17 protein-coding genes are annotated in these 23,303 nt (G+C 71.9%); 7 read left to right on the plus strand and 10 right to left on the minus strand.

The annotated features are described in order from the left end of the window. Positions 1-15 precede the first annotated feature (15 nt). Complete coding sequence (locus O1G21_RS31710) at positions 16-1,545, minus strand: sigma-70 family RNA polymerase sigma factor (RefSeq protein ID WP_270148477.1); 1,530 nt, start codon at positions 1,543-1,545, stop codon at positions 16-18. A 239-nt stretch (positions 1,546-1,784) separates the two neighbouring features. On the opposite strand from O1G21_RS31710, the gene O1G21_RS31715 reads away from it, so the two are divergent. The 6 genes from O1G21_RS31715 to O1G21_RS31740 all read left to right on the plus strand — a co-directional run bounded on the left by O1G21_RS31715 (position 1,785) and on the right by O1G21_RS31740 (position 12,185). Beyond that, the gene (locus O1G21_RS31715; RefSeq protein WP_270148478.1) at positions 1,785-4,847 is read left to right on the plus strand and encodes a hypothetical protein; all 3,063 of its coding nucleotides are present in this window, start codon (positions 1,785-1,787) and stop codon (positions 4,845-4,847) included. A 45-nt stretch (positions 4,848-4,892) separates the two neighbouring features. After that, a complete protein-coding gene (locus tag O1G21_RS31720; RefSeq protein ID WP_270148480.1) occupies positions 4,893-9,581 on the plus strand; it encodes a DEAD/DEAH box helicase in 4,689 nt (1,562 codons plus the stop codon). 402 nt (positions 9,582-9,983) lie between these two features. Continuing rightward, complete coding sequence (locus O1G21_RS31725; RefSeq protein ID WP_270148481.1) at positions 9,984-10,463, plus strand: hypothetical protein; 480 nt, start codon at positions 9,984-9,986, stop codon at positions 10,461-10,463. Between the two features lie 150 nt (positions 10,464-10,613). After that, a complete protein-coding gene (locus tag O1G21_RS31730) occupies positions 10,614-11,612 on the plus strand; it encodes a DUF3048 domain-containing protein (RefSeq protein ID WP_270148483.1) in 999 nt (332 codons plus the stop codon). A 38-nt stretch (positions 11,613-11,650) separates the two neighbouring features. Next, positions 11,651-11,848: a helix-turn-helix domain-containing protein gene (locus tag O1G21_RS31735; protein WP_270148484.1), complete on the plus strand. Its 198-nt coding sequence runs from the start codon at positions 11,651-11,653 to the stop codon at positions 11,846-11,848. Positions 11,849-11,858: 10 nt separating this feature from the next. After that, the gene (locus O1G21_RS31740; RefSeq protein ID WP_270148485.1) at positions 11,859-12,185 is read left to right on the plus strand and encodes a hypothetical protein; all 327 of its coding nucleotides are present in this window, start codon (positions 11,859-11,861) and stop codon (positions 12,183-12,185) included. 43 nt (positions 12,186-12,228) lie between these two features. On the opposite strand, the gene O1G21_RS31745 is transcribed toward O1G21_RS31740, so the two are convergent. From O1G21_RS31745 to O1G21_RS31785, 9 genes are all read right to left on the minus strand, one after another. Then, the gene (locus tag O1G21_RS31745; protein WP_270148487.1) at positions 12,229-13,686 is read right to left on the minus strand and encodes a hypothetical protein; all 1,458 of its coding nucleotides are present in this window, start codon (positions 13,684-13,686) and stop codon (positions 12,229-12,231) included. A gap of 164 nt (positions 13,687-13,850) precedes the next feature. Further along, on the minus strand, positions 13,851-15,215 hold the full coding sequence (locus O1G21_RS31750) for an MFS transporter (RefSeq protein ID WP_270148488.1): 1,365 nt from the start codon (positions 15,213-15,215) through the stop codon (positions 13,851-13,853). 131 nt (positions 15,216-15,346) lie between these two features. After that, positions 15,347-15,700, minus strand: coding sequence for an ArsR/SmtB family transcription factor (locus O1G21_RS31755; RefSeq protein WP_270148490.1), 354 nt, complete (start codon positions 15,698-15,700; stop codon positions 15,347-15,349). 32 nt (positions 15,701-15,732) lie between these two features. Continuing rightward, positions 15,733-16,359 carry a hypothetical protein gene (locus O1G21_RS31760; protein ID WP_270148492.1) on the minus strand — a complete coding sequence of 209 codons (627 nt, stop codon included), beginning with the start codon at positions 16,357-16,359 and terminating at the stop codon, positions 15,733-15,735. Between the two features lie 113 nt (positions 16,360-16,472). Beyond that, positions 16,473-17,723 carry an MFS transporter gene (locus O1G21_RS31765; RefSeq protein WP_270151368.1) on the minus strand — a complete coding sequence of 417 codons (1,251 nt, stop codon included), beginning with the start codon at positions 17,721-17,723 and terminating at the stop codon, positions 16,473-16,475. A gap of 133 nt (positions 17,724-17,856) precedes the next feature. Then, positions 17,857-18,585, minus strand: a complete 729-nt coding sequence (locus tag O1G21_RS31770; protein ID WP_270148493.1) for a TSUP family transporter — start codon at positions 18,583-18,585, stop codon at positions 17,857-17,859. 250 nt (positions 18,586-18,835) lie between these two features. Continuing rightward, the gene (locus O1G21_RS31775) at positions 18,836-19,258 is read right to left on the minus strand and encodes a GlcG/HbpS family heme-binding protein (RefSeq protein WP_270148495.1); all 423 of its coding nucleotides are present in this window, start codon (positions 19,256-19,258) and stop codon (positions 18,836-18,838) included. Positions 19,259-19,301: 43 nt separating this feature from the next. After that, positions 19,302-20,498, minus strand: coding sequence for an MFS transporter (locus tag O1G21_RS31780; RefSeq protein WP_270148496.1), 1,197 nt, complete (start codon positions 20,496-20,498; stop codon positions 19,302-19,304). Positions 20,499-20,679: 181 nt separating this feature from the next. After that, positions 20,680-22,029 (minus strand): right-handed parallel beta-helix repeat-containing protein, encoded by a 1,350-nt coding sequence (locus tag O1G21_RS31785; protein WP_270148498.1) that lies wholly within the window; start codon positions 22,027-22,029, stop codon positions 20,680-20,682. A gap of 31 nt (positions 22,030-22,060) precedes the next feature. Between O1G21_RS31785 and O1G21_RS31790 the strand changes: the two genes are divergently transcribed. Beyond that, positions 22,061-23,260 carry a Dyp-type peroxidase gene (locus O1G21_RS31790; RefSeq protein ID WP_270148499.1) on the plus strand — a complete coding sequence of 400 codons (1,200 nt, stop codon included), beginning with the start codon at positions 22,061-22,063 and terminating at the stop codon, positions 23,258-23,260. Positions 23,261-23,303: the final 43 nt, after the last annotated feature.

Here is a 23,303-nt window from a genome sequence, read left to right on the forward strand (position 1 = left end):
AGCCGGTACGCCGGGCTAGGAACGCGCCTTCCTGGCCCGGCGTTTGGGCGTGCTCTCCACCTCGGTCGGCAGGGGATGGTGGAGGACACCCTTTCGCTCCAGCAGCGCGTGCTCGACCTTCGTCAGTCCTTTGCCTTCGAGCTGCCTGATTCGCTCCCGCGTCACTCCGAGCTCGTTGCCGATCGCCTCAAGGGTCGCGGGCTCCCCACTGAAGCCGAAGCGGCGACGCAGCACATGCTCCTCGCGGTCGGGGAGCTGTCCGAGCAGGCCGTCGACCTCCTCGGGGGTCAGACCGCACAGGTAGGCCTCCTCCTGGTGTCCGACCACGCTGCGGTCCACTTGGTCGAGCAGGACGTCCTCGCAGTCGGCTGCGAGGAAGGCGTCCGTGGAGGCGCAAGGACGGTCGTGACGGAGGAGCCTCGTCACCTCATCGGGCGCGATGCCGACACGGGCGGCCACTGCCTCCGGATCCGCGCTCGCGCTGTCAAGGCCCAACTCACGTACGGCTCTTTTGATCTGATTCAGGTTGTCGACGAGGTGGACGGGCAGCCGGATGGTCCGGCCGCTGTCGGCGAGCGCGCGACTGATCGACTGGCGGATCCACCACGTGGCGTAGGTGGAGAACCTGTTCCCCTGCGTGTGGTCGAACTTCTGGACAGCCCGGATCAGCCCGAGATTCCCCTCCTGCACGAGGTCCAGCAGGTCGAGTCCGCGTCCCTGGTGCCGCCATGCGATCGAGGTGACCAGCCGAAGGTTGGCGGTGACGAAGTGCTCGAAGGCTGCCGTGCCCCGTGCGATCAGCTGTTTCAACTCCCGGCGCAGCCTGGGCGGCATCTTGGGGCCGTTGGCTTCCAGGAGTTCATGAGCCAGCAACCCGGCTTCGATCCGCTGGGCGAGGTCCCGCTCGGTCTTCGCGTTCAGCAGCTGGGCCGTGGAAATCTGGCGCTGGTAGAGGTTGAACAGCTCGTCCGCGAGACTGCGAGGCGAACCGGACCCGTCGAGGTCCGGTTCGTCCTCCGGCTCTTCCACCACCGCCGGATCGGTGACGGTCGAAGCCGATGTCCTCGAAGGGACCGGGGACCCTGGAGCCGGACGGTCGGTCGAGGGCTCATGGACCGGGGCCGCGGTCACCTTCTCGGAAGACGCCGGTTCCAGGTGCGGGGAAAGGTCCTTGAGGCTCATCGCCGAGTAGTCGAGCCGAGCGCCCGGCGGCAAGGTCAGGAGGAAGGTGATTCGGGTCGGGGCCTCGGGATCCGGGGACCGCGGCCACGGGCGCTGATCGGGCAGCGGCATGGCTTCCGCGTGCGCGTGGGCGGCCGGCAAGGTCTCGCCGGACGGCCGCGTACGGATCGTGGGCAGGCTCCCGGCCAACTCCGGTGGAATTGCCACACCCTGTGCCCGGACCTCGGCCAGTAGTCGTAGCAGGTCCTCGGGACCGACGCTGAACCGTTGTACCACCGGCCGTATGCCAGGCATGGTCAGGATCCGGCTGGAGCCGGCGGCTTCGACCAGCGCGCGACGAACGTTCGCGTCCAGCGATCTCACGTGCGGGACTGGGACTGCCATGGATCACCTTCGATTGCGAACGTCACGCCTGCTCGTACAGCCTTGCATCGACCGCTGACGACGGACATCCCTCGCACGGTAGATGAGTTGAACTCGTGTCGATCGCACAAACCTTACCTACCAGTGCGATTGGGGATCACTCGCGCTCGAACTGTGATAGAGAAATGAGACACAGGCTGGGTGCGGCCCGCTGTGAGTCGAGGTAAGAGGGGTGGGGCATGCCGGTTCATCCGGCACGGCTGCTGGATGACTGCGAACGCGTCTGGCGCGCATGCTGGACCGCGAAGCCTGGTCCGGAGTCACTGAGCGCCGAACTGGGCCGGCTTGACCTGGCCCTGGAAGCACTGGCGGCCTACCGCGTGCTGTGCGAGCGGCACGACGTGGCGGTCGACGAGGTCCACCGGCGCTGGCCCGCCTGCACGGTCTCCGTGTTCGCCTGGAACGCACCGGCCGGTTCCAGCCGGTCCTTCGCTGAGGCCGTCGCACGGGCGGAGAAGGCCGCCGTCGCGATGCTCGGTACCGAAGACATTGCGGCCGACCGCGTGTCCGACCAGGAGCGGGTTGCCGCATGGCGATCCGCCGCCGAAGGCGCCGCTCGGATCCTGGGGTGGGAGATTCGGGACGTCAGCGCGGCGTTGGACTCCGCCGCTGAGCCCTCCTTCGAAGCCTCGTCGGTTCGGACGTGGCCGGTGCTGCCCGCTCCGGAGCTTCGGCTGGGCTCCGAAGCCTCCAGCGTGCACCTGCTGCTCGGTGGGGAGACCAGCGAGCACTGCTGGCGGCTGTCCGCAGACGGGGAGGCAGTCGAGGCCGTCCCTCCGGTCTGGGCGCTGCCGCGTCCGCTGCGCCGGATCCAGGCCACGGCACCCGACGGCCGGACCCACGAAGTTCCTGTTGTGGACCCGGAGACGGTGTTGCTGGCATTCGACGACCAGGGCGCACGGCTGCCGCTGGACGAGCCGCTGCCCTCCGCCGTGGTCTACCTGCTGCACGTCGGAGAACTGGACGCGGACGGCACAACGGTGCCGGGCACCGAGCTGCCCGTGCCGTTCGGCTGGGCCGGCTGGACGCTGACTCGCGCCTCCCTGGCCGGTGTCCGCCGACTGCGTGCCGGGACGGCCCCTTCCAGCGCGTGGACGGAGGTCACTTCGACCGGACGGATGCGCTGGGAGGGCGGGGCGCAGGTGCCCTGGCTCAGTGAACCCGGCGGTGCGCCCATCTGGAACGTGCCGCCGCTGCTCCGGCTACGGCAGCGGCCCGGCCAGTCCAACAAGGAACGGCTGTCGGTCGAGGTGGTGCGCGCCAGGACCGGGCGAGTGGTGGTTCGGTTCCAGGCCGCGCCGGGAGCCCTTGTCGACCCGTGGGCCGCCGTGCCCGGGCCGCTGTTCGGCGCTTTCGAGGTGGTGGTGCGCAACAACCCGCGGGCCGGCGGGCAGCGGCTCGCCGCAGTGCTTGCCGAGGGCGTGCGAGCCGATGCACCGGCTCAGTGGCGGCTGCTCGCCTCCGGCGGTGGGCTGGTGCCCGCCACGATCGAGTTGCACACCGATCCGACCGTCACCGTCTCGCAAAGGCGCGTCCTTCTGGGCGCCTTCGACGCGGAGCGGTCGCTGACGATTCACGCCGACGGACAGCGGTTGCCAGTCGTCGCATCGCTGCCCTTCTCCGAGCTGCGGCTGGAGAAGGGGGGTGTGCCCGGCCCGTGGAGCCTGCGGCCGGTGGACGTTGACGCTGCTGAGCTGGCGGCGGACTGCGCCCTCACGGTGCGGCTGCCCGAGCAGGCGACGGCGGTGGAGCCGGAGCTCCTGCTGATGGAGGGCAGCGCGGTGCTGCAGAGCACGCCGCCTGAGCGGCGGGTCCGCTCGCGCCGCGGCGACCTGCGGTACCCGCTGATGGTGTTCGCCGACACCATGCGCGGCTGCCCACACGCGGAGTTGCGCGTCCGCCTGGCCGGACACGAGATCAAGGTCGGCGTGATCCGAACGCAGCCCGTTGCCGAAGGCGTCGGCGTCGACGGGGCCGGACTGCGCCTGCACGGTCTGCGACACCCCGGCGTGCTCACCGCCGCCGTGTACGCCGGGTACGCACCGTGGCTGCCGCCCCTGCTGGCTGAGGTCGGCGCGGACGGCAGGATCTCGCTTCCTTCGTCGCTGCGGTCCGCAGGTCCCCTCGTTGTCCGGCTGCATCCCGGGAACCGGGCCGATGAGGTCCAGCCCGCTTTCTGGCCTCGCCTTCGTGACGGCGCCACGCTGACCGTGCGCCAGCGCCACGGGGTGCCCGAGCAGAGCATCACGGCGGACCGGGAGGCGAGCGCCTATCTGGCCGGACTCGGCCCGCTGCCCTCGGAGGCGGGAGCGCTGCCCAGACTGTGGCTGCTCGCAGCCCGGAGCCGCGACCTGCGGGAGACGGGTGTCCGCGCAGAGGTGCTGCGGGACTGCTGCGCCGTGCTTGCCGCCGCTCCCGAGGAGTCGCTGGTCGCCGCGGCCGAGGCAGGGCTGCGGTCGACCGAGCTGGCGCCCGTGATGGTCGCGAGCGGCCTGTCGGCGCACGGCGCGGTCGAGGTCGCGGAGCCCGAGGAGGTGCTGAAGGTCTGGCGTACCGCACCGCTTGCCGCCCTCCTGCTCAGCAGCCCGCTCCTGCCGTACCTGTCCGGCCTGGGAGCCTATCCGGCGGACGAACTGTATCCGCTGGAGCAGGCGACGATCGCGGAGGCTGGTGCCTTCTGCGGTCCGTCCTTGTCCGCCGTCGTGTCCGGCGGCACGGACCCGGCCGGGCGGACCGGAAGGTTCGACGCGACGACCCGCCTCCTCAACGAGCTGCCGCCGCGGCAGCAGGAGGCTCTGTGGCAGAGTCTCGGGGTGGTGCCGCAGGCGGTGCTCGACTCCGAAAGCCGGGCCGCTGCCGCCTGGGAAGCATTCCGGGTGCGCAGGCCCCTGAGCCGGTACGACAGTGACGGGCAGTTCGCCGAGTGGGTCGAGGCCGTCGGCCGACTGCTGCGCGAGGGCCGGGGCGAGGGGCCGGGCACTCCAGCCGCCGCGTTCGAGGCCCGCAGTCCGGGGCCGCTGAGGGAACCGGGTGAATCCTGGATGCTGGTGCCCCAGCTGTCTCTCGGGTTCGCACTGGTGGCCCGGCTCGCCGCATGGGGCGACCGGCAGGCGGCCGGCCTCGAACGGCAGGCCCGGCCCCTGTGGACCTCGCTGGCCTTCATCGCCCCCGCCTTGACAGTGGTGGACCTGGCCCTGGCCGAGGCCCTGGCCGCCGCCGACCACGCCGGCCGACGACTCTGACCGACCACCTCGATCACGCGAGACCGCCAGCCCCGGAGACCCATCATGCAGACCCTCGATCCACTCGCCACGGCAGAACTGATCAGCAGCACCTATCGCAGGTATCTGCGTTCGCTGCTGCCACTGCGTGACCCGGCACTGGCGAAGGCCCTGGCAAGGGCAGTCGACACCAGCCCGCTGCTCACCAAAGGGCCGCTCGTGGAAGCCACTCCCGCCTACGCCCCGGGCGCGACGCTGGCGGACCTGGTCGGCGAAGGAGTCCTGCATCCGGAATTCCTCCGGCTCACCGGTCCGGCGCTGCCTGCCGACCGCCCGCTGTACCGGCACCAGGAGCAGGCCCTGCGCAAGGCCGCTTCAGGCCGCAACATCGTCGTCGCGACGGGCACCGGGTCCGGCAAGACGGAGAGCTTCCTGCTCCCGATCCTGAACGCGCTGGCGGCGGAGCACGCCGAGGGCAGGCTGGGACCAGGCGTACGGGCGCTGCTCCTCTATCCGATGAACGCGCTGGCCAACGACCAGATGAAGCGGCTGCGGCGGCTGCTGGCGCAGGCGCCGTACATCACCTTCGGCCGTTACACGGGTGACACCAAGAACGATCCACGCACCGCTTCGGAGACGTTCGAGCAGCTCAACCCCGGTGAGCCCCGCCTGCGCAACGAGATCCTCAGCCGCGAGGAGATGCGCCAGTCGCCCCCACACCTGCTGCTCACCAACTACGCCATGCTGGAGTACCTGCTGCTGCGGCCGCAGGACATGGACCTCTTCGAAGGCGAGCACGCCGGCAGCTGGCGCTTCGTGGTCGTGGACGAGGCCCATGTGTACGACGGCGCGAGGGGAGCGGAGCTTGCCATGCTGCTGCGCCGACTCGCCGACCGGGTGGGCGGGAAAGGCGCCGTCCAAGCGATGGCCACCAGCGCGACCGTGGGCGCACAGGAGAACCCGGATGCCGTCACGGCCTTCGCACAGGCGCTGTTCGACCTGCCGTTCGACTGGGAGCCGGACGACCCGTCACGCCAGGACCTGGTGACGGCCACGCGGGTCGCGAGTCCACCCGGTCCGTACTGGGGCCCGATGCTCCCGGGCGACTACGTCCGCCTGGCGGCCGCCGAATCACCGGGCCCTGAGCTCGTGGCGCTGGCCCGTGCGCACGGGTTCACGGCGCTCGTGCACCCTGCGGCCGTGCTCGCCCACGAGGCGGGTACTGCGGCGCTGCGCCGCGCGCTGGCCGGAGATCCGCGTCCGGTCACCGACATCGCAGCGGAGATCTTCCCCGACGACCCGACCGGGCCGGAGACGGTCACAGCGGTGATCCAGCTCGCCAGCAGGGTCACCGACACCGACGGGGCGCCGGTGCTCTCGGCTCGTTACCACATGTTCGCACGCGCGACCGAGGGCGCTTTCAGCTGCCTCAACCCCTCGGGGCCACACCTGAACCTGGCTCGGCACGAGACGTGCGCCGACTGCGGCCGGGCATCGTTCGAGATCGCGTCCTGTCGCCGCTGCGGTGCCGTGCACCTGCACGGCACCCTGACCACGGATGACGGAGGGTCCCGGCTCGTGCACCGGAAGAATCCGGACTCCCGGCACGCCTGGCTGATGCTGGACGGGGCGGGAGCCGTCGTGGACGAGGACGATCACACGCTCGACGAGGCTCGGCAGGCCGGGTTGACGGAACGCCGGTTGTGCACCGGCTGTGGCCGGCTCCACACCGGAGCCGCGGCCATCTGCGGCTCCGCCGAGTGCCAGGACATGGAGCTCAGGAGCGTCCACCTTCTCGACACGCGCGAGGGCGAGCCGGCGTCCTGCGTGGCCTGCGGGGCCCGTGGGTACGGGATGATCCGCCTGTTCGAGGCCGGTAACGAGGCATCGGTCTCCGTTCTGGGCACCGCGCTGTACCAGGCCCTACCCCCGGCAGTCGACCCCGCCGCAGCCGGGCTGCCCGGACAGGGGCGGAAACTGCTGTTCTTCAGCGACAGCCGGCAGGCCGCCGCCTACTTCGCGCCCTACCTCGAGGATTCCTACACCCGGATACAGCGCCGCCGCCTCATCACCCAGGCGGTGCGCGAAGGCTACGACGATCCGGACGAGCCGCTGCACATCGATGACCTCACCGAGCACGTCATGCGGGCGGCCGGACGAGCCGGTGTCTTCCGGCGCAACGACTCAAGGCAACACCGGCGGCGCGCGGCCGGTCTGTGGGTGATGCAGGAAGTGCTGAGCATCGACGACCGGCAGTCGCTGGAAGGTCTCGGCCTGCTGCGTGTCGACATCGACCGTGAGCCGTTCTGGCAGCCGCCCCGGTGCCTGGCAGACCTGGGGCTGGCCGAGGAGGAGTGTTGGCAGGTCGTCTCCGAGCTGTTGCGGACCGTGCGCACCCAAGGGTCGCTGACCATGCCCGACGGCGTGGACGCCGACGACGAGGCCTTCGCCCCCCGGCGCGGTCCGGTCTGGGTGCGCGGGAACGGTTCGGACAGCAAGCGCAAGGTGCTGAGCTGGAAGCCGGTGAGCGGCACCAACCGCCGTCTGGACTATCTCGTCCGGCTCCTGGAAGCGATCGGCCATCCGGCGGATCGGCAGCAGCATGCGTCCGGCATCCTCGAACAGCTATGGGACGAACTGGCCGGGGGCCGGCTCGCCGATTGGCTGCACAGTGAGAACCGGCAAGGGGTCGGTGTGGTGCGGCGGCTCGACCACGAGTGGCTGCGCCTGCGGCCGGTCCTGGAAGGCGACCCGCTGCAGCAGTGCGACCGGTGTCGGCGCATCAGCACGGCATCCGTCAGGGGGGTTTGCACGACGATGCGTTGCGTCGGCCAGCTCCAGGAGTTCAAGCAGGGCGACGCGGAGCAGGGCGACGACCACCTGCGCTCCCTCTACCTGGGCCTTGAACCGGTTCCACTGCGGGTCGAGGAGCACACCGCGCAGTGGAGCGGTGAGAAGGCGGCGGAGATCCAGGGCGCATTCGTCCGCGGAGAGATCAACGCACTGTCCTGCTCCACCACCTTCGAGCTCGGCGTCGACGTCGGTGAACTGCAGAGCGTCGTGCTGCGCAACATGCCCCCGACGACGGCCAACTACGTCCAGCGCGCTGGGCGGGCCGGACGGCGCACGGAGTCGGCAGCGCTCGTTCTCACCTATGCGCAGCGCCGACCGCACGATCTCTCCAGGTTCGCCGAACCCGAGAAGATGATCTCCGGCGAGGTGCGTGCGCCGCTCGTGCCGCTGGAGAACGTGCGGATTGACCGCCGCCACGCTCATTCCGTCGCGATGGCGGCCTTCTTCCGCGCCATGAAGGACCGGCGCGGGCGGATCTGGCGACACGCCGGCGAGTTCTTCCTCCCTGACGACAGTGGAGCGGTTGCCGCGCTAGAGGTACGCGACTGGCTCACTCCCGTCCCGTCGCACGTGCAGGACTCGCTCCGAGCTGTGCTCCCATCCTCGGTGCAGGAGGAGATCGGCCTCGCCTCCGGGGCTTGGGTGGACGAGCTCGACCGGCTGCTGAGGGCCGCGCAGACCTCCCTGAGCCAGGACGTCGCGGGATACGAGGAGCGGCGCGACCGGGCAGCGACCGAGAAGAAGTACAAGCTGGCTGAGCTGTACCAGAGGATCATCCACAACCTCACCAAACGGCAGCTGCTCGGCTACCTAGCGAACCACAACGTCCTGCCGAAGTACGGCTTCCCGGTCGATACCGTCGAACTGCGCATCATGCAGGAGAACTCGACGGCCGCCCACCTCGAACTCACCCGTGACCTCAGCTCGGCCGTGTACGAGTACGCCCCCGGCGCGGAGATCGTGGCGGGTGGATACGTCTGGGCTTCAGCAGGTGTCTACCGCCTTCCCGACCGTGACCTGGTGAGTCGCTACTACACCGTGTGCGGCCACTGCGGGCACTACCGGGAGGACCCTGATCCGCTCGACCTGCTCTGCCCCGCCTGCAACCAGTCGGGTACTGGCGTTCCGCGGCGGTACGTGGAGCCTGTCTACGGCTTCGTCGCGCAGCGCGGGACCCCTCGCAGGCCGGGACAGACGCCTCCCAGCCGGGCCTGGAACGGGGCGGTCCACATGCGCACGGACAGCGCCGACGTCGAACAGTCAGTCACTCACTTTTCGTCCGGGCACTCCATGCGCTGGACCGCCGGAGCACGCGGCGAGATGGTTGCCGTCTCGGAGGGACCGGCGGGCGCCGGCTACGAGATCTGCGACTGGTGCGGCTGGGGCCGCCCGCACGTTACTGCGGCCAAGGGACGCAGCGGCCCGCACCCGCACCTGCTCAAGGACCAGGACTGCAACGGCCGGCTTCGTCTGGTTTCGCTGGCGCACCGCTACCAGACCGACTTCCTGCAGCTGCATCTCGATCCCTTCACGGCTTTGATGACACCGCAGGACCAGCTTTCTTCGACCCTCTACGCGTTGCTCGAAGGAGCGGCATCCACCTTGGAGATCAGCCGTGACGACATCGACGGCACCGTCCACACGGGACTGGAGGGCACCTCGCTGATCCTCTTCGACACCACCCCGGGCGGCGCGGGGAACGCCTTGCGCGTCGCCCACCGCCTCGAGGAGGTGTTCGCCGAGGCAAGCCGACGTGTGCAGTCGTGTGAGTGCGGCCCCGAGACCAGCTGTTATGCGTGTCTGCGGAACTTCCGCAACCAGCGCTTCCACGAGCAGCTCTCGCGTGGCGACGCCCTCAGTCTGCTGTCGGTCCTGGCCGGCACGGGCGGAGTCCGAATCTGAGAAGCGGGTCTCCCGACGACGTCGGGTCAGCTGAAAAGGTCGGTGTGGCACTGAATCGGCGCGGGTTCACCATGCGGAGGCTGCGGATACGGCTGGCGGTGGTGCTGTTCGCGTTCTCGCTCGTCCCGGTCGGGGCGGTGGGCTTCGCGCTGTACCGGCTGACGAACCTCGGGGCGGACAGCGTGTGCGACGGAGCCGTCACGGCGGACCAGGTGCACGATCTGCTGGGCCAGGGAGGATCTCCGACAACGACGATCTCGTGCGGCAGTTCCTCAAGGCCGGAGGTAAGGCGATCGGCTGCGAGCCGATCCTCTAGTCATCTGACCGGTCACGGCGACGAAGAGCAAGGAGCGGGCTCGCCGCGTCTCCCGACGGCACCGGGCGAGCTCTGCGCTGGTGGGGGTGTCGGCTCACCCGGCGGGCCCCGGACGCGCCGCCTCCCTCCACCAGCTGTCCGGGCTCCAGGTGACCGGCGAGGACCAGAAGCTGCTCAACCTCAACCGTGACCAGTTCCGCTACACGATGGGCGGGCTCAGCCGCAAGCGCGTGGAAGCCGTACGCGACCTCCTCGAAGAGGCCTGCCGTCGGCACTGGGCCTACCAGGTCACCTCCGACCTCCCCTGGTGGACCAACCGGGCCCGGTTCACCCTGGAGCAGCTGCGCGCCGACGCCGAGCTGCTCCGGGCCCACCGTCCAGCCGAACCGTCCATCCCGGCCGACCGCCTCAAGCGTGGACTCTCCAAGATCACCAGTGCGCTCCACGACGAACTCGGCCCCCGCGCCGCGCCCGCCACCTACGAGGACGCCCGTGACATCGTCGCACGGCTGAACGCCGCCGAGGACGCCAAGTCCGCGACCGGCAGTGTCGGCCAGACGTACTGACCCGTGAGGTCGGGACGCGGCCGGCCGGTGGCCGGCCCGCCGGTTGAGCAATCCGGGGCCGGCGTTCGTACCGATGGGTGAGCGCGAGGCCGGGCCCGCGCCGTCCGACTCGTGCTCACCGGGGCCGCCGCGGGTGGAAGGGGCGCCTTGATGAACGTCCGCAGCACGGCCCGTGCACCGGCAGCCGGGTGCGGCGGCCGGCACGCCCCTGAGAGGATCGGACTGCCACTCGCGGCGGCCGTGATCGGCATCGGACTCGCCGGCGTCCAGGGATGTGCCGGCACCACGCACGAACCGGTGCCGTCGCGTGAACCGGCGCCGCCGCTCCCCGCGAACCCGCTCGACAACGTCGGCACGGCGGGCAACACGCTCGCCGTGAAGATCGACAACGTCGGCGCCCACATCCAGGCGATCCATCAGGGGCTGGCCCAGGCCGACATCGTGTACTGGGTCGAGGTCGAGGGCGGCCAGTCCCGGTTGCTCGCCCTGTACGACGCGAACCACCTGCCCGCCCTGATCGGCCCGGTGCGCTCCGCCCGGGAGACCGACATCCCGCTGCTCCAGCAGTACGGGCACCTCGACTTCGCCTACAGCGGAGCCATCAGCGGGCTCCTCCCGCTGCTCGACAAGGCCGACGTGCAGAACGTCACCCCGTTCACCGACCCCGGCGCGTTCACCAACCGGGCCGTCGATCCGACCTTCGTCGACCCGCACCAGATCATTGCCAAGTTTCCGTCCGTGCCCGCCCGTTCGCCCGGCTTCGGGTTCGGCGCCGCACCGGGCGGCGGCGACGCGCTCGGTGCCATGGCCTGGCACCTGCCCGCCGCGTCCATCGGCGTCCGCTTCAACGGCGGCACCTACGACGTCAGCCTGGACGGCCACCCCGCCTGGTCCGGGACGGCGACCGTGCTCGTCCAGCACGTCAGCATCGTCCCCGGCCGGTTCACCGACTTCAACGCCGGCCACCCCGACAACGAGGTGTTCACCCGGACCACCGGCTCCGGCCGGGCCGAGGTGCTGCGCGACGGCAGGGTGTGGAACGTGCGCTGGAGCCGGCCCGACCCCGCCGCGGGCACGTCGTTCACCCTGCCCGACGGCAGCAGCATGGCCTTCGCCACCGGGCCCGTACTGGTGGTCATGGTGCCGTGAGCGGTCCTCGGGCCGGGCCGCTTCCTTGCGTCTTTCAGGTGTTGCGCACCCTGGAGGGCGAGGGGCTGGTCGGGCGGGCGCCGGATCCGGTGGACAGCCGGGTGAAGCGGGGGCGGGTGACGGAAGCGGGGGAAGCGGTGCGGGAGCGGGCGATGTACGCGGTGGAGAGGGCCGTACGGGCGGACCTGCCCGGACGGGCCTGCGATGGTGGGGCGTGGGGCGCGGCCCGTGGTTAGCCTGGCCCGCATGTACAACGACGGTCTGGTGACGTGCACCGCGCGGGAGCTCGTGATTCGCCGGTACTACTTTCCGACGGCCTCCGCCAAGCGCATCCCGTACGGGCGGATCCGCGGGTTGCAGCAGATGCCGCTGACCCGGCTCGGCGGGCGGTGGCGGATCTGGGGCACCGGGGACTTCGTGCACTACTTCAACCTCGACCTGGGGCGGGTGGACAAGAGCGTCGCCTTCGTCGTCGACCTCGGCGGGCGGGTCAAGCCGGTCATCACCCCGGACGACCCGGACCGGCTGGTGGCGGCGCTGGCCGAGCACCGGATCGCGGTGACCCGGGGGTAGGGCTGGTTCGACGAGCCCTACCCCCGGTCGGTGGGCGGGCGGGTCAGGGCTGCAAGGTCGGGTCGGTGAGCGCCGGGATGTCGTACTTCTTGCCGATGTCGGAGATCAGATAGCCGCCGCCAGGTTGGCGTTGGAGCCGCAGGAGCGCGACGAACAGGCCCTTGGGCGTGTGGGACCAGCCGTCCTCCGCGACGTAGGCGCAGTCGATCCGGACTTCCAACCCCACTGTGTCACCGGTGAGTTCGCGCGGATCCGGGTGGCCCTCCAATGGTCTCGCGCGCGCCCGCATGACCACCGACCAGCCTCGATGCGCCGTCACCTCGGCCGGCCAGGCCGAGCTGTCCGCCGCGCACGCGTTCAACCCGCCTCCGGCGTCGGCCAGTTCGGGTGTCAGATACCTGCGGACCCGGCTCAGGACCGCCGCCCCGGTGTCACCGCGGGACAGGTCGAAGCTGCCCGACGTGACCGCCCAGGCGATACCGACGGACTCCGCGTCGTGCTCGTCGACCGTCAGCGGCGGTGTCGGCGCGGCCGGTCGCTCCTTCGGCGGGGCCGGTGGCTCCGCGGGGTCGGCTCCCGGCGCGGAGGTGAAGGTGTAGCCGGTCGGAGCGACGGCGACCGCGGTGCCGGGGATCTCCTTCTCGTCCTGGTCGAAGCACGGATTGCACCGGACGCGCTCACCGTAGCCCCTGTCGTAGACGGTCTCCCAGCCCCTCCCGAGGGTGTCCAGCACGGTGCCGCGTTCCATCCGCACCCCGGAGATGCGGAACGGGTGGTCGCCGTCCCGCACCGTCCAGGTGTGGTGCTTGCCGTCGACCGTGCCCTCGACCGTGAGCACGTAGTCGTAGCTGTGCCGGGTCGCGAGCACGGTGAGACTGACGATCTCGGGCTTCTGGTTCTCCAGGTACAGGTACCTGTCGGTGAAGTACGGGGCGAACGACACCGGTCCGGGGCCCGCGATCAGCGCGATCGGGTTGGTGGAGTCCAGGTCGACGCCCATGTCGATCTTCTTGCCCTCCCCTTGTCCGGTGCAGTCCACGACCGTACCGGGCATCGGGTCCCGGGGCTCTCCCACGACGGTCGCCCGCACCTGTTCGATCGCCACGGTGTGGCCGTTGCCGACCATCGAGACCGAGAGCGGCGACGCTCCCACATCCGTGCCGCCCTGCGCGTGCGACCACGCCCGGGCGCCGCCGCAGTCGGTGACGGCGGGAAGCTCGGTCGGCTTCACGGTCCTCGGGACGACCGCGGTCGTGTTGGAGTCACCGTGCTCGGGGTCGTAGTGGGCGCTGAGTTCCGGCCCGCTGCTTCCGTCCGTCCTCCCGTGCAGCGCCCAGTACGTCGTACCGGCGCCCAGCAGGGCCAGCGCGCACACCACGGCCACCAGCAGACGCGGGCGCGGTCGCCGGCCCCCCAGCAGGGAGACGATGCCGCCCATGAACACGTTGCCGTGAATGGTGCTGTGGCTGATCTCGTTCCGTGTGTCGCGCTGATCGCCCAAGCCACCCACCCCGTCCGACGGATCCGCGTCAACCACAGTGCAGCCCGTGACGGGCAATGGGAAGACCCCGGCGGCTGGTTGATCCTGGCTGGTCCTGATCCTCCGCGGCGCGGCCGTGCGCCGGGAGCGGTCCGGCCTCGCCGTGTCCGGTGGTGGGCGGCGGGTCAGTTGAGGGCGGCGCGGTGGGGGTGGGGCCAGGTGGGGTGGTGTTGGTCGATGACGTAGTGGTGGCCGTGCTGCCAGGCGCCCGTGGGGGTGGGGTGGGCGTCGGCGAGGTGGGGGTGGCCGGCGGGGAGGTCGGTGTGGAGGTGGCTGAGGGCGTCCGGGTCGCGGGTGGGCCACAGGGTGGTGGCGGACAGGGCGGCGGCGAGGGCGATCGTGCCCAGGACGACGGCGGTGGTCGGGAGGCCGGCGCCGGCGGCGAGCCATCCGGCCAGCGGGTAGGTGAGCAGCCAGCAGCCGTGGGAGAGGGAGAACTGGGCGGCGAAGGCGGCGGGCAGGTCGGGGTCGGCGGCGGAGCGGCGGATGACCCGGCCGCCGGGGGTGAGGACGGCGGAGCTGGCGGCGCCGACCAGGGCCCAGGTGACGAGCAGGGCGAGCCAGCTGCCGGTGCCGGCCGGGGCGGCGGTGATCGCGGTGACGGCGGCGAGCACGCAGGGCAGGGCGAAGGCGGCGGGCAGCATGACGGACCGGTCGCTGACCCTGGCCAGCAGTCGGGGCAGCAGCAGTGCGGTGAGCATCGAGCCGACGCCGTAGGCGCCGAGGGCCAGCGAGACGGCTCCGGCCGGGCGGTGGAAGTGGTCGCGGACCACGTTGACGGTGTTGACGAAGACGATCGCGCCGGCGGCCGCAACGGCGAGGTCCAGGGCGAGCAGGGCCCGCAACCGTGGGGTGGCCCGGAACAGTCGGGTGCCGAAGGCGGCCTTGCGGTACAGGCCGCCGCCGCGCTCGACTGGTCGGGGCTTGGGGAGGACGGCGGAGACGACCAGGGCGGCGGAGGCGAGGAAGCCCGTGGCCGTCCCGGCGAACAGCCAGTCGTAGGAGACCACCGACAGCAGGAGGGCGGCGAGTGCCGGGCTGAACAACGATTCGAAGTCGTAGGCCAGCCGGGACATCGACAGCGCCTGGGTGTAGTCGCGTTCGGCGGGCAGCACGTCCGGGATGGTGGCCTGGAAGGTCGGGGTGAAGGCGGCGGAGGCGGCCTGGAGCAGGAAGATCAGCACGTAGATCTGCCACACCCGGTCGACGAACGGCAGGGTGAGGGCGACTCCGGCCCGGGTGAGGTCCATGCCGACCATCAGGGTGCGCCGGGGGATTCGCCCGGCGAGTGCTCCGGCGATCGGCGCGATGGTCACGTAGGCGACCATCTTGATGGCCAGGGCGGTGCCGAGCACCGCGGAGGCGTTGCGCCCGGCGATCGAGTACGCCAGCAGCGAGAGCGCCACGGTGGCCAGGCCGGTGCCGATCAGGGCCACGAGCTGGGCGGTGAACAGGTGGCGGTAGGTGCGGTTGCGCAGCACGGTCAGCATGGGCCCGTCCCGGGGCGGCGATGGGGGTCAGGGTCCAGCATAGTTAATGCGTGCGTACGTGTGCACCTATTGGTCGGATCGAACGGCCCCGGGCGGAGCGGGCGGGCTCGGTCGTGCGGCGGTAGCTGAGCTCAGTCGTGCGGGGGCAGGTGGGCGATCTGGTGGTCGGCGACGTTCAGCGCCTCGTCCACGAGCCGGCGCAGGTGCCCGTGCCGCAGCGAGTAGACCACCCGTCGCCCGTCCTTGCGGGTGGTGACCAGCCCGGCGAGGCGCAGCTTGGCCAGGTGCTGGCTGACCGAGGGCCGGGCGGCGCCGGTCGCCTCGGTCAGCGTGGTCACGTCCGCCTCGCCCCGGCCGAGCCGCTCCAGCAGCGCCAGTCGGGTGCGGTCGGCCAGCAGGGCGAGCACGGACGCGGCGACGTCCAGCCGCGCCTCGGCCCGCTGCTGCGAACGGTGTGCATCTGCCAGATCGGTGCGGGAGCTCATTCCGCCATCCTAGAGCGCGTGCGCATGTGCGTTCACGACTGCCGGGCGCGGCGGCGGCGCCGGTAGGCGACGGTGACGGCCGCCAGCAGCGGGCCCCAGAGCAGCAGCGGGGCGTAGCAGGCGATCAGGACGACGGTGTGCCAGTCGCCGGTGAACACCGGGACGCCGTCGCGCAGCGGCCGGCCCTGGATGGTGCGGCCGGTGGAGAGCATCACCGTGAACAGCACCGTGCCGACGGTGAGGACGGTGGCGCCGAGCACGGCCGGGACGACCGCCGCGGCGACCGGGACGGGGCGTCCGCCCAGCAGCGGGAGGCGGCACGGGAACACCTCGCCCCAGCGGGCGACCAGGCCGAGCGCCGCGAAGGCGAACAGCTCGGAGACGGCCGACAACAGCACCACGTACAGCTCCAGCGGCAGCCACCACGGCAGGTTGCCGGAGTCCTGCACCGCGCCGCCGTCCAGCGGGACGTGGAAGGTGCAGGTGGCGATCCGCCAGGCGCTGGACGGCAGCACGGTGAACGGCACCGCCCGGGCGGCGATCCGGGCCCAGCGCGGCACGCCGGGGACGGGGGTGTGGGCGGCGGCCCAGGCGGTGCGCAGGCGGCCTGCGGTGGGGGATGCGTGGGCAGCGGCGGGGGACGGGTGGGCGGTGGTCATGCGGGGTTCTCCGGTCCGGCGGGAGGGCTGTGCCCCAACGCTCGCAGCCGGACCGGGAGGTGGACCTCGACCGGGGGGAGGAACCGCCTCCCCCTGCCGGGGGAGCGGGCCGGTCAGTTCGCCGACTGCTCGGCAGGCTGGTCGACCGTCGGCTCGGTCGGCTGCACGACCGACGGCTCGGCCGGCTGCTCCTCGGCGGACGGCGCCGGGGCGGGCTCGAGGTCGCCCAGTCGCGGGATCACGAACAGCGCGGCGAGGAGCAGCGCGCCGGAGATGACGATCGGGGTGCGGACGCTGGCGGTGGAGCCGATCCAACCGCTGAGGCTCGCGCCGACCAGCATCCCGATCCGGGTCAGCATCAGGTAGCAGCTGTTGACCCGGCCGAGCAGTTCCTTCGGCACGGTCTGCTGGCGCAGCGAGATCGCCTGGACGTTCCAGGTCACCACGCCGAAGTTGCCGAGCGCGAACAGCGGCGCCACCACGAACACCGAGGGGCTCAGGCCCATCAGCAGGAGCGCCGAACCCATCAGCACGAAGGACAGGGTGATCCGGGCCCGTCGGCCCATCCGCTCGCTGATCCGCCCGGCCACCATGCTGGCCGCGGTGCCGCCGGCCACGCCGGTGGCGAGGACGGCGCCGTACGCCCAGGTGGGTTCGTGCAGGGTGCGGGTGACCAGCAGCGCCAGCATGGTGATGCCGAGTGAGGAGGCGCCGCCGGCCAGGGCGGAGAGCGAGGCGACCAGGCGCAGCTGCTTGTGCCGGTACAGCCAGTGGACGCCCTCGCGGACCTCGGCGATGACCCGGCGTTCGGACTTCGCCCGGGGGGCGCCGGAGCGCCCGATCACGGCGACCAGGACGGCGGCGAGCGCGAAGGAGGCGCCGTCCACCGTGAACGGGTAGCCGGCGGCGACGGCGAACAGCGTGGTGCCGACCAGCGGGCCGACCATCCGGCCGACCAGCAGACCGCCCTGCAGCCGGCCGTTGGCGACGTCCAGCTGGTCGGAGCGGACCACGTCCGGGATGTTCGAGGTGGCGGCGTTGACGAACACCGTCTCACCGCAGCCGAGGACGAAGGCCAGGGCGGCGAGCAGGGCGAGCGGCGGGGTGGTGGAGAAGACCAGGGCGGCGAAGCCCAGCACGATGACGGCGCGTCCGAAGTCGATCGTCCACATCAGCCGGCGGCGGTCGAAGCGGTCGGCGATGACCCCGCCGAACAGGGCCATCAGCAGCCAGGGCAGCGATCCGGCCACGGCGACCACGGACACCGAGGACGGGGAGTCCGAGATGGCCAGTGCGAGCAGCGGAAGCGATGAGTCCCGCATGCCGTCGCCGACCGCTGAGATCGACGAAGCCGACCACAGCATGGCGAATTTCCGGCCCAGTTGGGGCCGGGTGCGGTTCGGGGGCGTCGCTGGGCTGGCTGAGGTCACCGACGCAGTATGGCATGACCGCTACAGATTTGGACGTCCCTTCACAGACCATTCCCAGCCGGAGGTCTCAGAGTCCGGAAACCCCCTTGACGAGGGTACTCAGCCCGCCCGCGAGGGCCAGTCCGAGCACCACCATCCGTGCTCGCCGCTCCGGCACCCGGGCGGCCAGCAGCCGGCCGGCCGCCGCCCCGACCGCCAGCGCCGTGGTCACCAACCCCCAGGCGGGAACGCTCAGTTCGGGTAGCCCCTTGGTCGCCAGCGAGAAGGCGTTCACCACCACGCCGTACAGCTGGGCATTGGGCACGAACTCCTGAGCCGTCCAGCCGGAGTTCACCGCGTACAGCGACATCGCCGGACCGCCCACCCCGGCCGCCGAGTTCATCAGCCCGCTGGTGGCCCCCGCGACCACCGCCCCGCCGACCCCGCGCAGCGCGGCGGCCCGCACCCCGCGGAGCACCAGCAGGGCGGCCGCGCTGACCAGCAGGCCGATGCCGACCAGCAGTTCGGCCGTCGGTACGGTCGCCGCCACCCAGGCCCCGGCGGGCACCGCGCAGGCGGCGGCGACCAGCAGCGGCAGCATCGCCCCGGGCCGGACCCGACGCCAACTCCCCGCCAGCCCGACGGCGCTGATCGCCAGCGCGGCGAAGTTCGCCAGCGTCACTCCGCTGTTCGGGCCGAGCAGCAGCACCAGTACGGGCGCCGCGACCAGGGCGAAGCCGATGCCGGCCAGCCGCTGGACGGTCGCGCCGAGCAGGACCACCAGCCCCAGGACCAGCTCGCCGGCCCAGCCGTCCATCAGTGGGGGAGGCCGGCGGAGAGCGAGGAGTCGGCGAAGCCGGCGGCGGCGAGCAGGGTCGGCACGGTCGGTGCGGCGGCGGTGCGTGCGGGGTGGTTCATCCGGGCTCCTCGGTCGGCGGTCGATCCGTACCGATCATGCCGCAGGGCCCGGTTGTGCTTGGGCAAAGGGCGGGGAAAGGACTGTGGTCGGGTGGACGGTTCACGTGCCTCGTGAACCGTCCACCCGAGCACGGCCGTTCGGTGAGTCGTCAGGAAGCGAGGGCCCGTAGGGCGGCGGTGGCGAAGCCGTGGTCCTGGTCCGGGGCGCCGCCGCCGATGCCGAGGGCGCCGATCAGCCGGCCGTCGCGGTGGACCGGCACGCCGCCGGCGATGAAGAGCAGCGGGCGGTCCAGGGCGGTCGGCAGCGAGTGGAACGGGCCGTCCGGCTTGACGAGGTCGACCAGGTCGGCGGTCGGCGCGTCGAGCTGGAGCGCGGTGTAGGCCTTGCGGGTGCTGGTCTCGCCGGAGATCAGCACGGCGCGGTCGTCGCGGCGGAAGGCCAGCAGGTTCCCGCCGGCGTCCAGGACGGTGACGCTGACGGTGACCCCGGCCGCCTCGGCGGCGGTGCGGGCGGCCTCGACCAGGGTCTCGGCGTCGGCGGTGGTGAGGGGGGTGACGGTGGTGGTGCTCACGGTGGTGCTTCTCCTGGGGGACGGGAGGGGGAGAGGAGGGGTTTCAGCGGTGGGCGGGTATCCGCGGGGTCTCGCTGAGGTCCGGGGTGCGGGCGTGGTCGCGGCGCTCCAGGGCGGAGGACCAGAGGGCGAGGACGAGGGCGGCGGCGGCGAGCAGGGCGCCGACCCAGTTGGGGGCGGTGTAGCCGAGGCCGGCGGAGATGACCATGCCGCCGAGCCAGGCCGCCAGGGCGTTGCCGAGGTTGAAGGCGCCGATGTTGACGGCCGAGGCGAGGGTGGGGGCGCCGTGGGCCTGGTCGAGGACGCGCTTCTGCAGGGGCGGGACGGTGGCGAAGCCGAGGGCGCCGACCAGCAGGATGGTGACGGCGGCGGCGATCCTGTCGTGGGCGGTCAGGGTGAACAGGGCCAGCACCAGGGCGAGGCCGCCGAGGGTGGCGTAGAGCATCGGCATCAGCCGGCGGTCGGCGAACCTGCCGCCGAGCAGGTTGCCGAGGAACATGCCGACGCCGAAGAGGACGAGCAGCCAGGTGACGGCGCCGTCGGAGTAGCCGGCGACGTGGGTCATCATCGGGGCGATGTAGGTGATCGCGGCGAACACCCCGCCGAAGCCCAGGACGGTCATCGCCATGGCGAGCAGGACCTGGGGATTGCGGAAGGCGGTCAGCTCGCCGCGCAGGTGGGCGCCCTGGGGGCGGGGCAGGGCGGGGACGAGCTTGGCGATGCCGAGCAGGCCGACCAGGCCCAGGGCGGCGACGACGGTGAAGGTGGTGCGCCAGCCGACCGCCTGGCCGATGAAGGTGCCCAGCGGGACGCCGACGATGTTGGCGACGGTCAGTCCGGTGAACATGGTGGCGATGGCGCCGGCCTTCTTCTGCGGGGTCACCAGTTCGGCGGCGACCACCGAGCCGATGCCGAAGAAGGCGCCGTGGGCCAGCGAGGTCACGATCCGGCCCGCCAGCATCAGCGGGAAGCTCGGTGCGACGGCGGACAGCAGGTTGCCGACCGTGAACAGGCCCATCAGCAGCATGAGCATGGTCTTGCGGCTGATCCTGGTGCCCAGCACGGTCATCAGCGGGGCGCCGATCACCACGCCGAGCGCGTAGCCGGTGACCAGCAGGCCGGCGGTGGGGACGGTCACCCCGTAGTCGCCCGCGATCTGGGGCAGCAGACCCATGATCACGAACTCGGTGGTGCCGATCCCGAAGGCCCCGATGGCCAGGGCGAGTAGTGCGAGGGGCATGGCGCGACCTCCGTGCGATTGCTAGTGCGCCTTACGTGCCTCAACAATAGTTGCATGCGCCGTATAACTGCAAAAGCAGGTATTGGTCGGAGCGGCCTCCAGCCGGCCGGTGAAGGAAGTCGGGCGGGCCCCAGCACTTCGGCGCTGGGGCCCGCCCGTTCCGGGCGGATGCCGGCGCGGCTCAGTGTCGGGGTACTGCGTCGGCGGTGGCGGGGAGCGGGTAGGCGTCCGGGTCGACCGGGCCGGGCAGGTCGGTGGCCGGGCGGCCGGGGGCGTTGGGATCGGGCAGGGACGGCTGGGCGGGCGGGGCCGGCACCTGGTTGAAGGGGACTCCCGGCGGGGCCTGGACCGGGGCCGCGCGACCGGCGGTGAGCGGGCTGCGGCTCCGGGCGTCGCAGGCGGCCAGGGTTTCCAGGTCGTCGGGGCTCTGGGTGCCGGGCTGGTTGCCGGTGAAGCAGTTGGCGGGGTCGGCGGAGGCGAGGACGAGGTCGGCGCCGTTGCCCTCGGTGCGGTTGCCCCGGATCCGGTTGGCACTGGCCGGGTGGCCGGGCGGGTCGGTGATGATGACGCCCGCCGAGCGGTTGCCCCGGACCAGGTTGCGCTCGACCCGGTTCGCGGTGCCGCCGCCGATCCCGATGCCGATGCCGAAGCCGCCGTCGGCCTGTTCGGGGGTGTCGGAGGCGTTGTTGTCGGTGACGGCGTTCCCGGCGATCACGGCGCCGTGCTGGGGGGCGAGGGCCTCCAGGTCGTTGGAGTTGACGGTGACGCCGACCCGGTTGCCGGTCGCCCGGTTGCCGAGGAAGTAGAGGTTGTCCGAGGCGTTGGTGATCTCGATGCCGACCGCGTTGCGCTCGACGGTGTTGCCGCGGACCAGGGTGTCGCAGGGCTTGCACTGGCCGACGTAGATGCCGGAGTCGGCGCCGCCGGAGGCGTAGGAGTCCTCGATGATCCCGGCCCGGGCGTCGAAGGCGTAGATGCCGTACAGCCCGTTGTCGTAAGCGGTGACATTGGTCGCCCGGAAGCCCTGGAGGGCGGGGAAGCGGGTGGTGTCCAGCGGGTTGTAGGCGGAACCGCCGGCGCCGCGCTGCTGGAGCTTCTCGTCGGTGACGCCGGTGAACAGTACGCCGTTGGCGAGGTAGCCGTGCACGGTGAGGTTCTCCACCACCGAGCCGGGGCCGGTGACGGTGACGCCGTTGACCAGCTTCACGCCGCCGTCCAGCACCACGGTGTTGCGGTCGGTGCCGCGCAGCACGATCCGGGGCTTGCTGACCCGCACGCTCTCCCGGTACGTCCCGGGGGAGACCAGCACGGTGTCGCCCTCGCGCGCGACGTCCACCGCCTGCTGGACGGACGGGAAGTCCTGCGGGACGCGGACCACCGTGCCGTCCGGGTGGTGGGCGTCGGAGGACGGGCCGGTGGCGGCGGAGCAGCCGGCGAGGGCGAGGGCGGCGGCGGTCAGCAGGGCGGGGAGGCCGTGGCCACGGCGTGGTGATGCTTCGCAGGCGAGTTGACGGGCGGTCAAAAGTTGCATACGGGGTGTTCTATCGTCTCCAATGTCGGTCATGCATGCCGAAACCGGAAAGGCGCAGGAACAGCCGGGAGCCGTCAGGGGCGGGGTGGACCGGCGGGCCCTGATCGCGGGCGGCGGTGCGGTGCTGGCCGCCGGGGTCGGCGCGGGGGTCGTGGCGCTGGGGCGCGGGCGGATCGCGGCCGCACCGCCGCCACCGTCCGCACCCGCGGTGGCGTTCCACGGCGAGCGGCAGGCCGGGGTGATCGCCCCGCAGCAGCCGGCCACCCTGCTGCTGGCCCTCGACCTGGCGCCCGCCGCGACCTCGGACGGGCGGGCCGCCTTGCGGTCCCTGCTGGGCGAGTTGACCCGGGTGCTGGCCGAGGCGGCGGGCGGGACCTCGGCCGATCCGCGCCTCCAGGGCGGCGAGCCCGCGCAGTTGAGCAGCCTGGTCGGGGTCGGGCCGGGGCTCGCCGCCCGGCTCGGGCTGAACGTTCCGGCTGCGCTGGCGGAGCTTCCCGCCTTCCCGGGCGACCGGCTCGACCCGGCGCGCGGGGGCGGGGACTTGCTGGTGCAGCTGTGCGCGGCCGACCGCTGGCCGCTGACCGTGGTCGCCGAACTCCTGGGCACAGCGGCCCGATCGGCGGGCGCGACCGTGCGGTGGACCCAGCCCGGCTTCCTGCCGCGCACGCCGTCGGGCACCACCCCGCGCAACCTCTTCGGCTTCAAGGACGGCACCGCCAACCCGGATGCCGCGGAGGCGAAGCAGTGGGTCTGGGGCCCGCCGGGCCCGTACGAGCACGGCACCGTCCTGGTCTACCGCCGGATCCGGATGGACACCGCGGGCTTCGCCGCCCTGCCCGAGGACCGCCGCGACCTGGCCATGGGGCGCCGCCGCACCGACGGCGCCCCGCTGACCGGTACGGCCGAGCGCGACGACCCGGACATCTACGCCAAGAACCCGGACGGCTCGTACGTCATCCCCAACAGCGCCCACGTCCGGCTCACCAGCCCCCGGCTCGACTCCGGCGCCCGGATGCTGCGCCGGGGTTACAGCTACGACGACGGCCCCGACGACCGGGGACTGCTGTTCTGCGCCTTCGTGCGGGACCCGGAGCAGTTCACCCGGGTGCAGAACCGGCTGGCGGCCAAGGACGCGCTCAACCCGTTCCTGGTGCACACGGCTTCGGCGGTGGTGTACGTGCTGCCGGGGGTGCGGGAGGGCGGGGTGCTGGGCGAGGGGCTGTGGGCGTGAGCCGGGGCTTCATCGGTTGACCCGCGCAGGCCGGTCCGGGTGG

This window comes from Kitasatospora cathayae (assembly GCF_027627435.1).
In the GTDB taxonomy this organism is placed as follows: Bacteria; Actinomycetota; Actinomycetes; order Streptomycetales; family Streptomycetaceae; genus Kitasatospora; species Kitasatospora cathayae.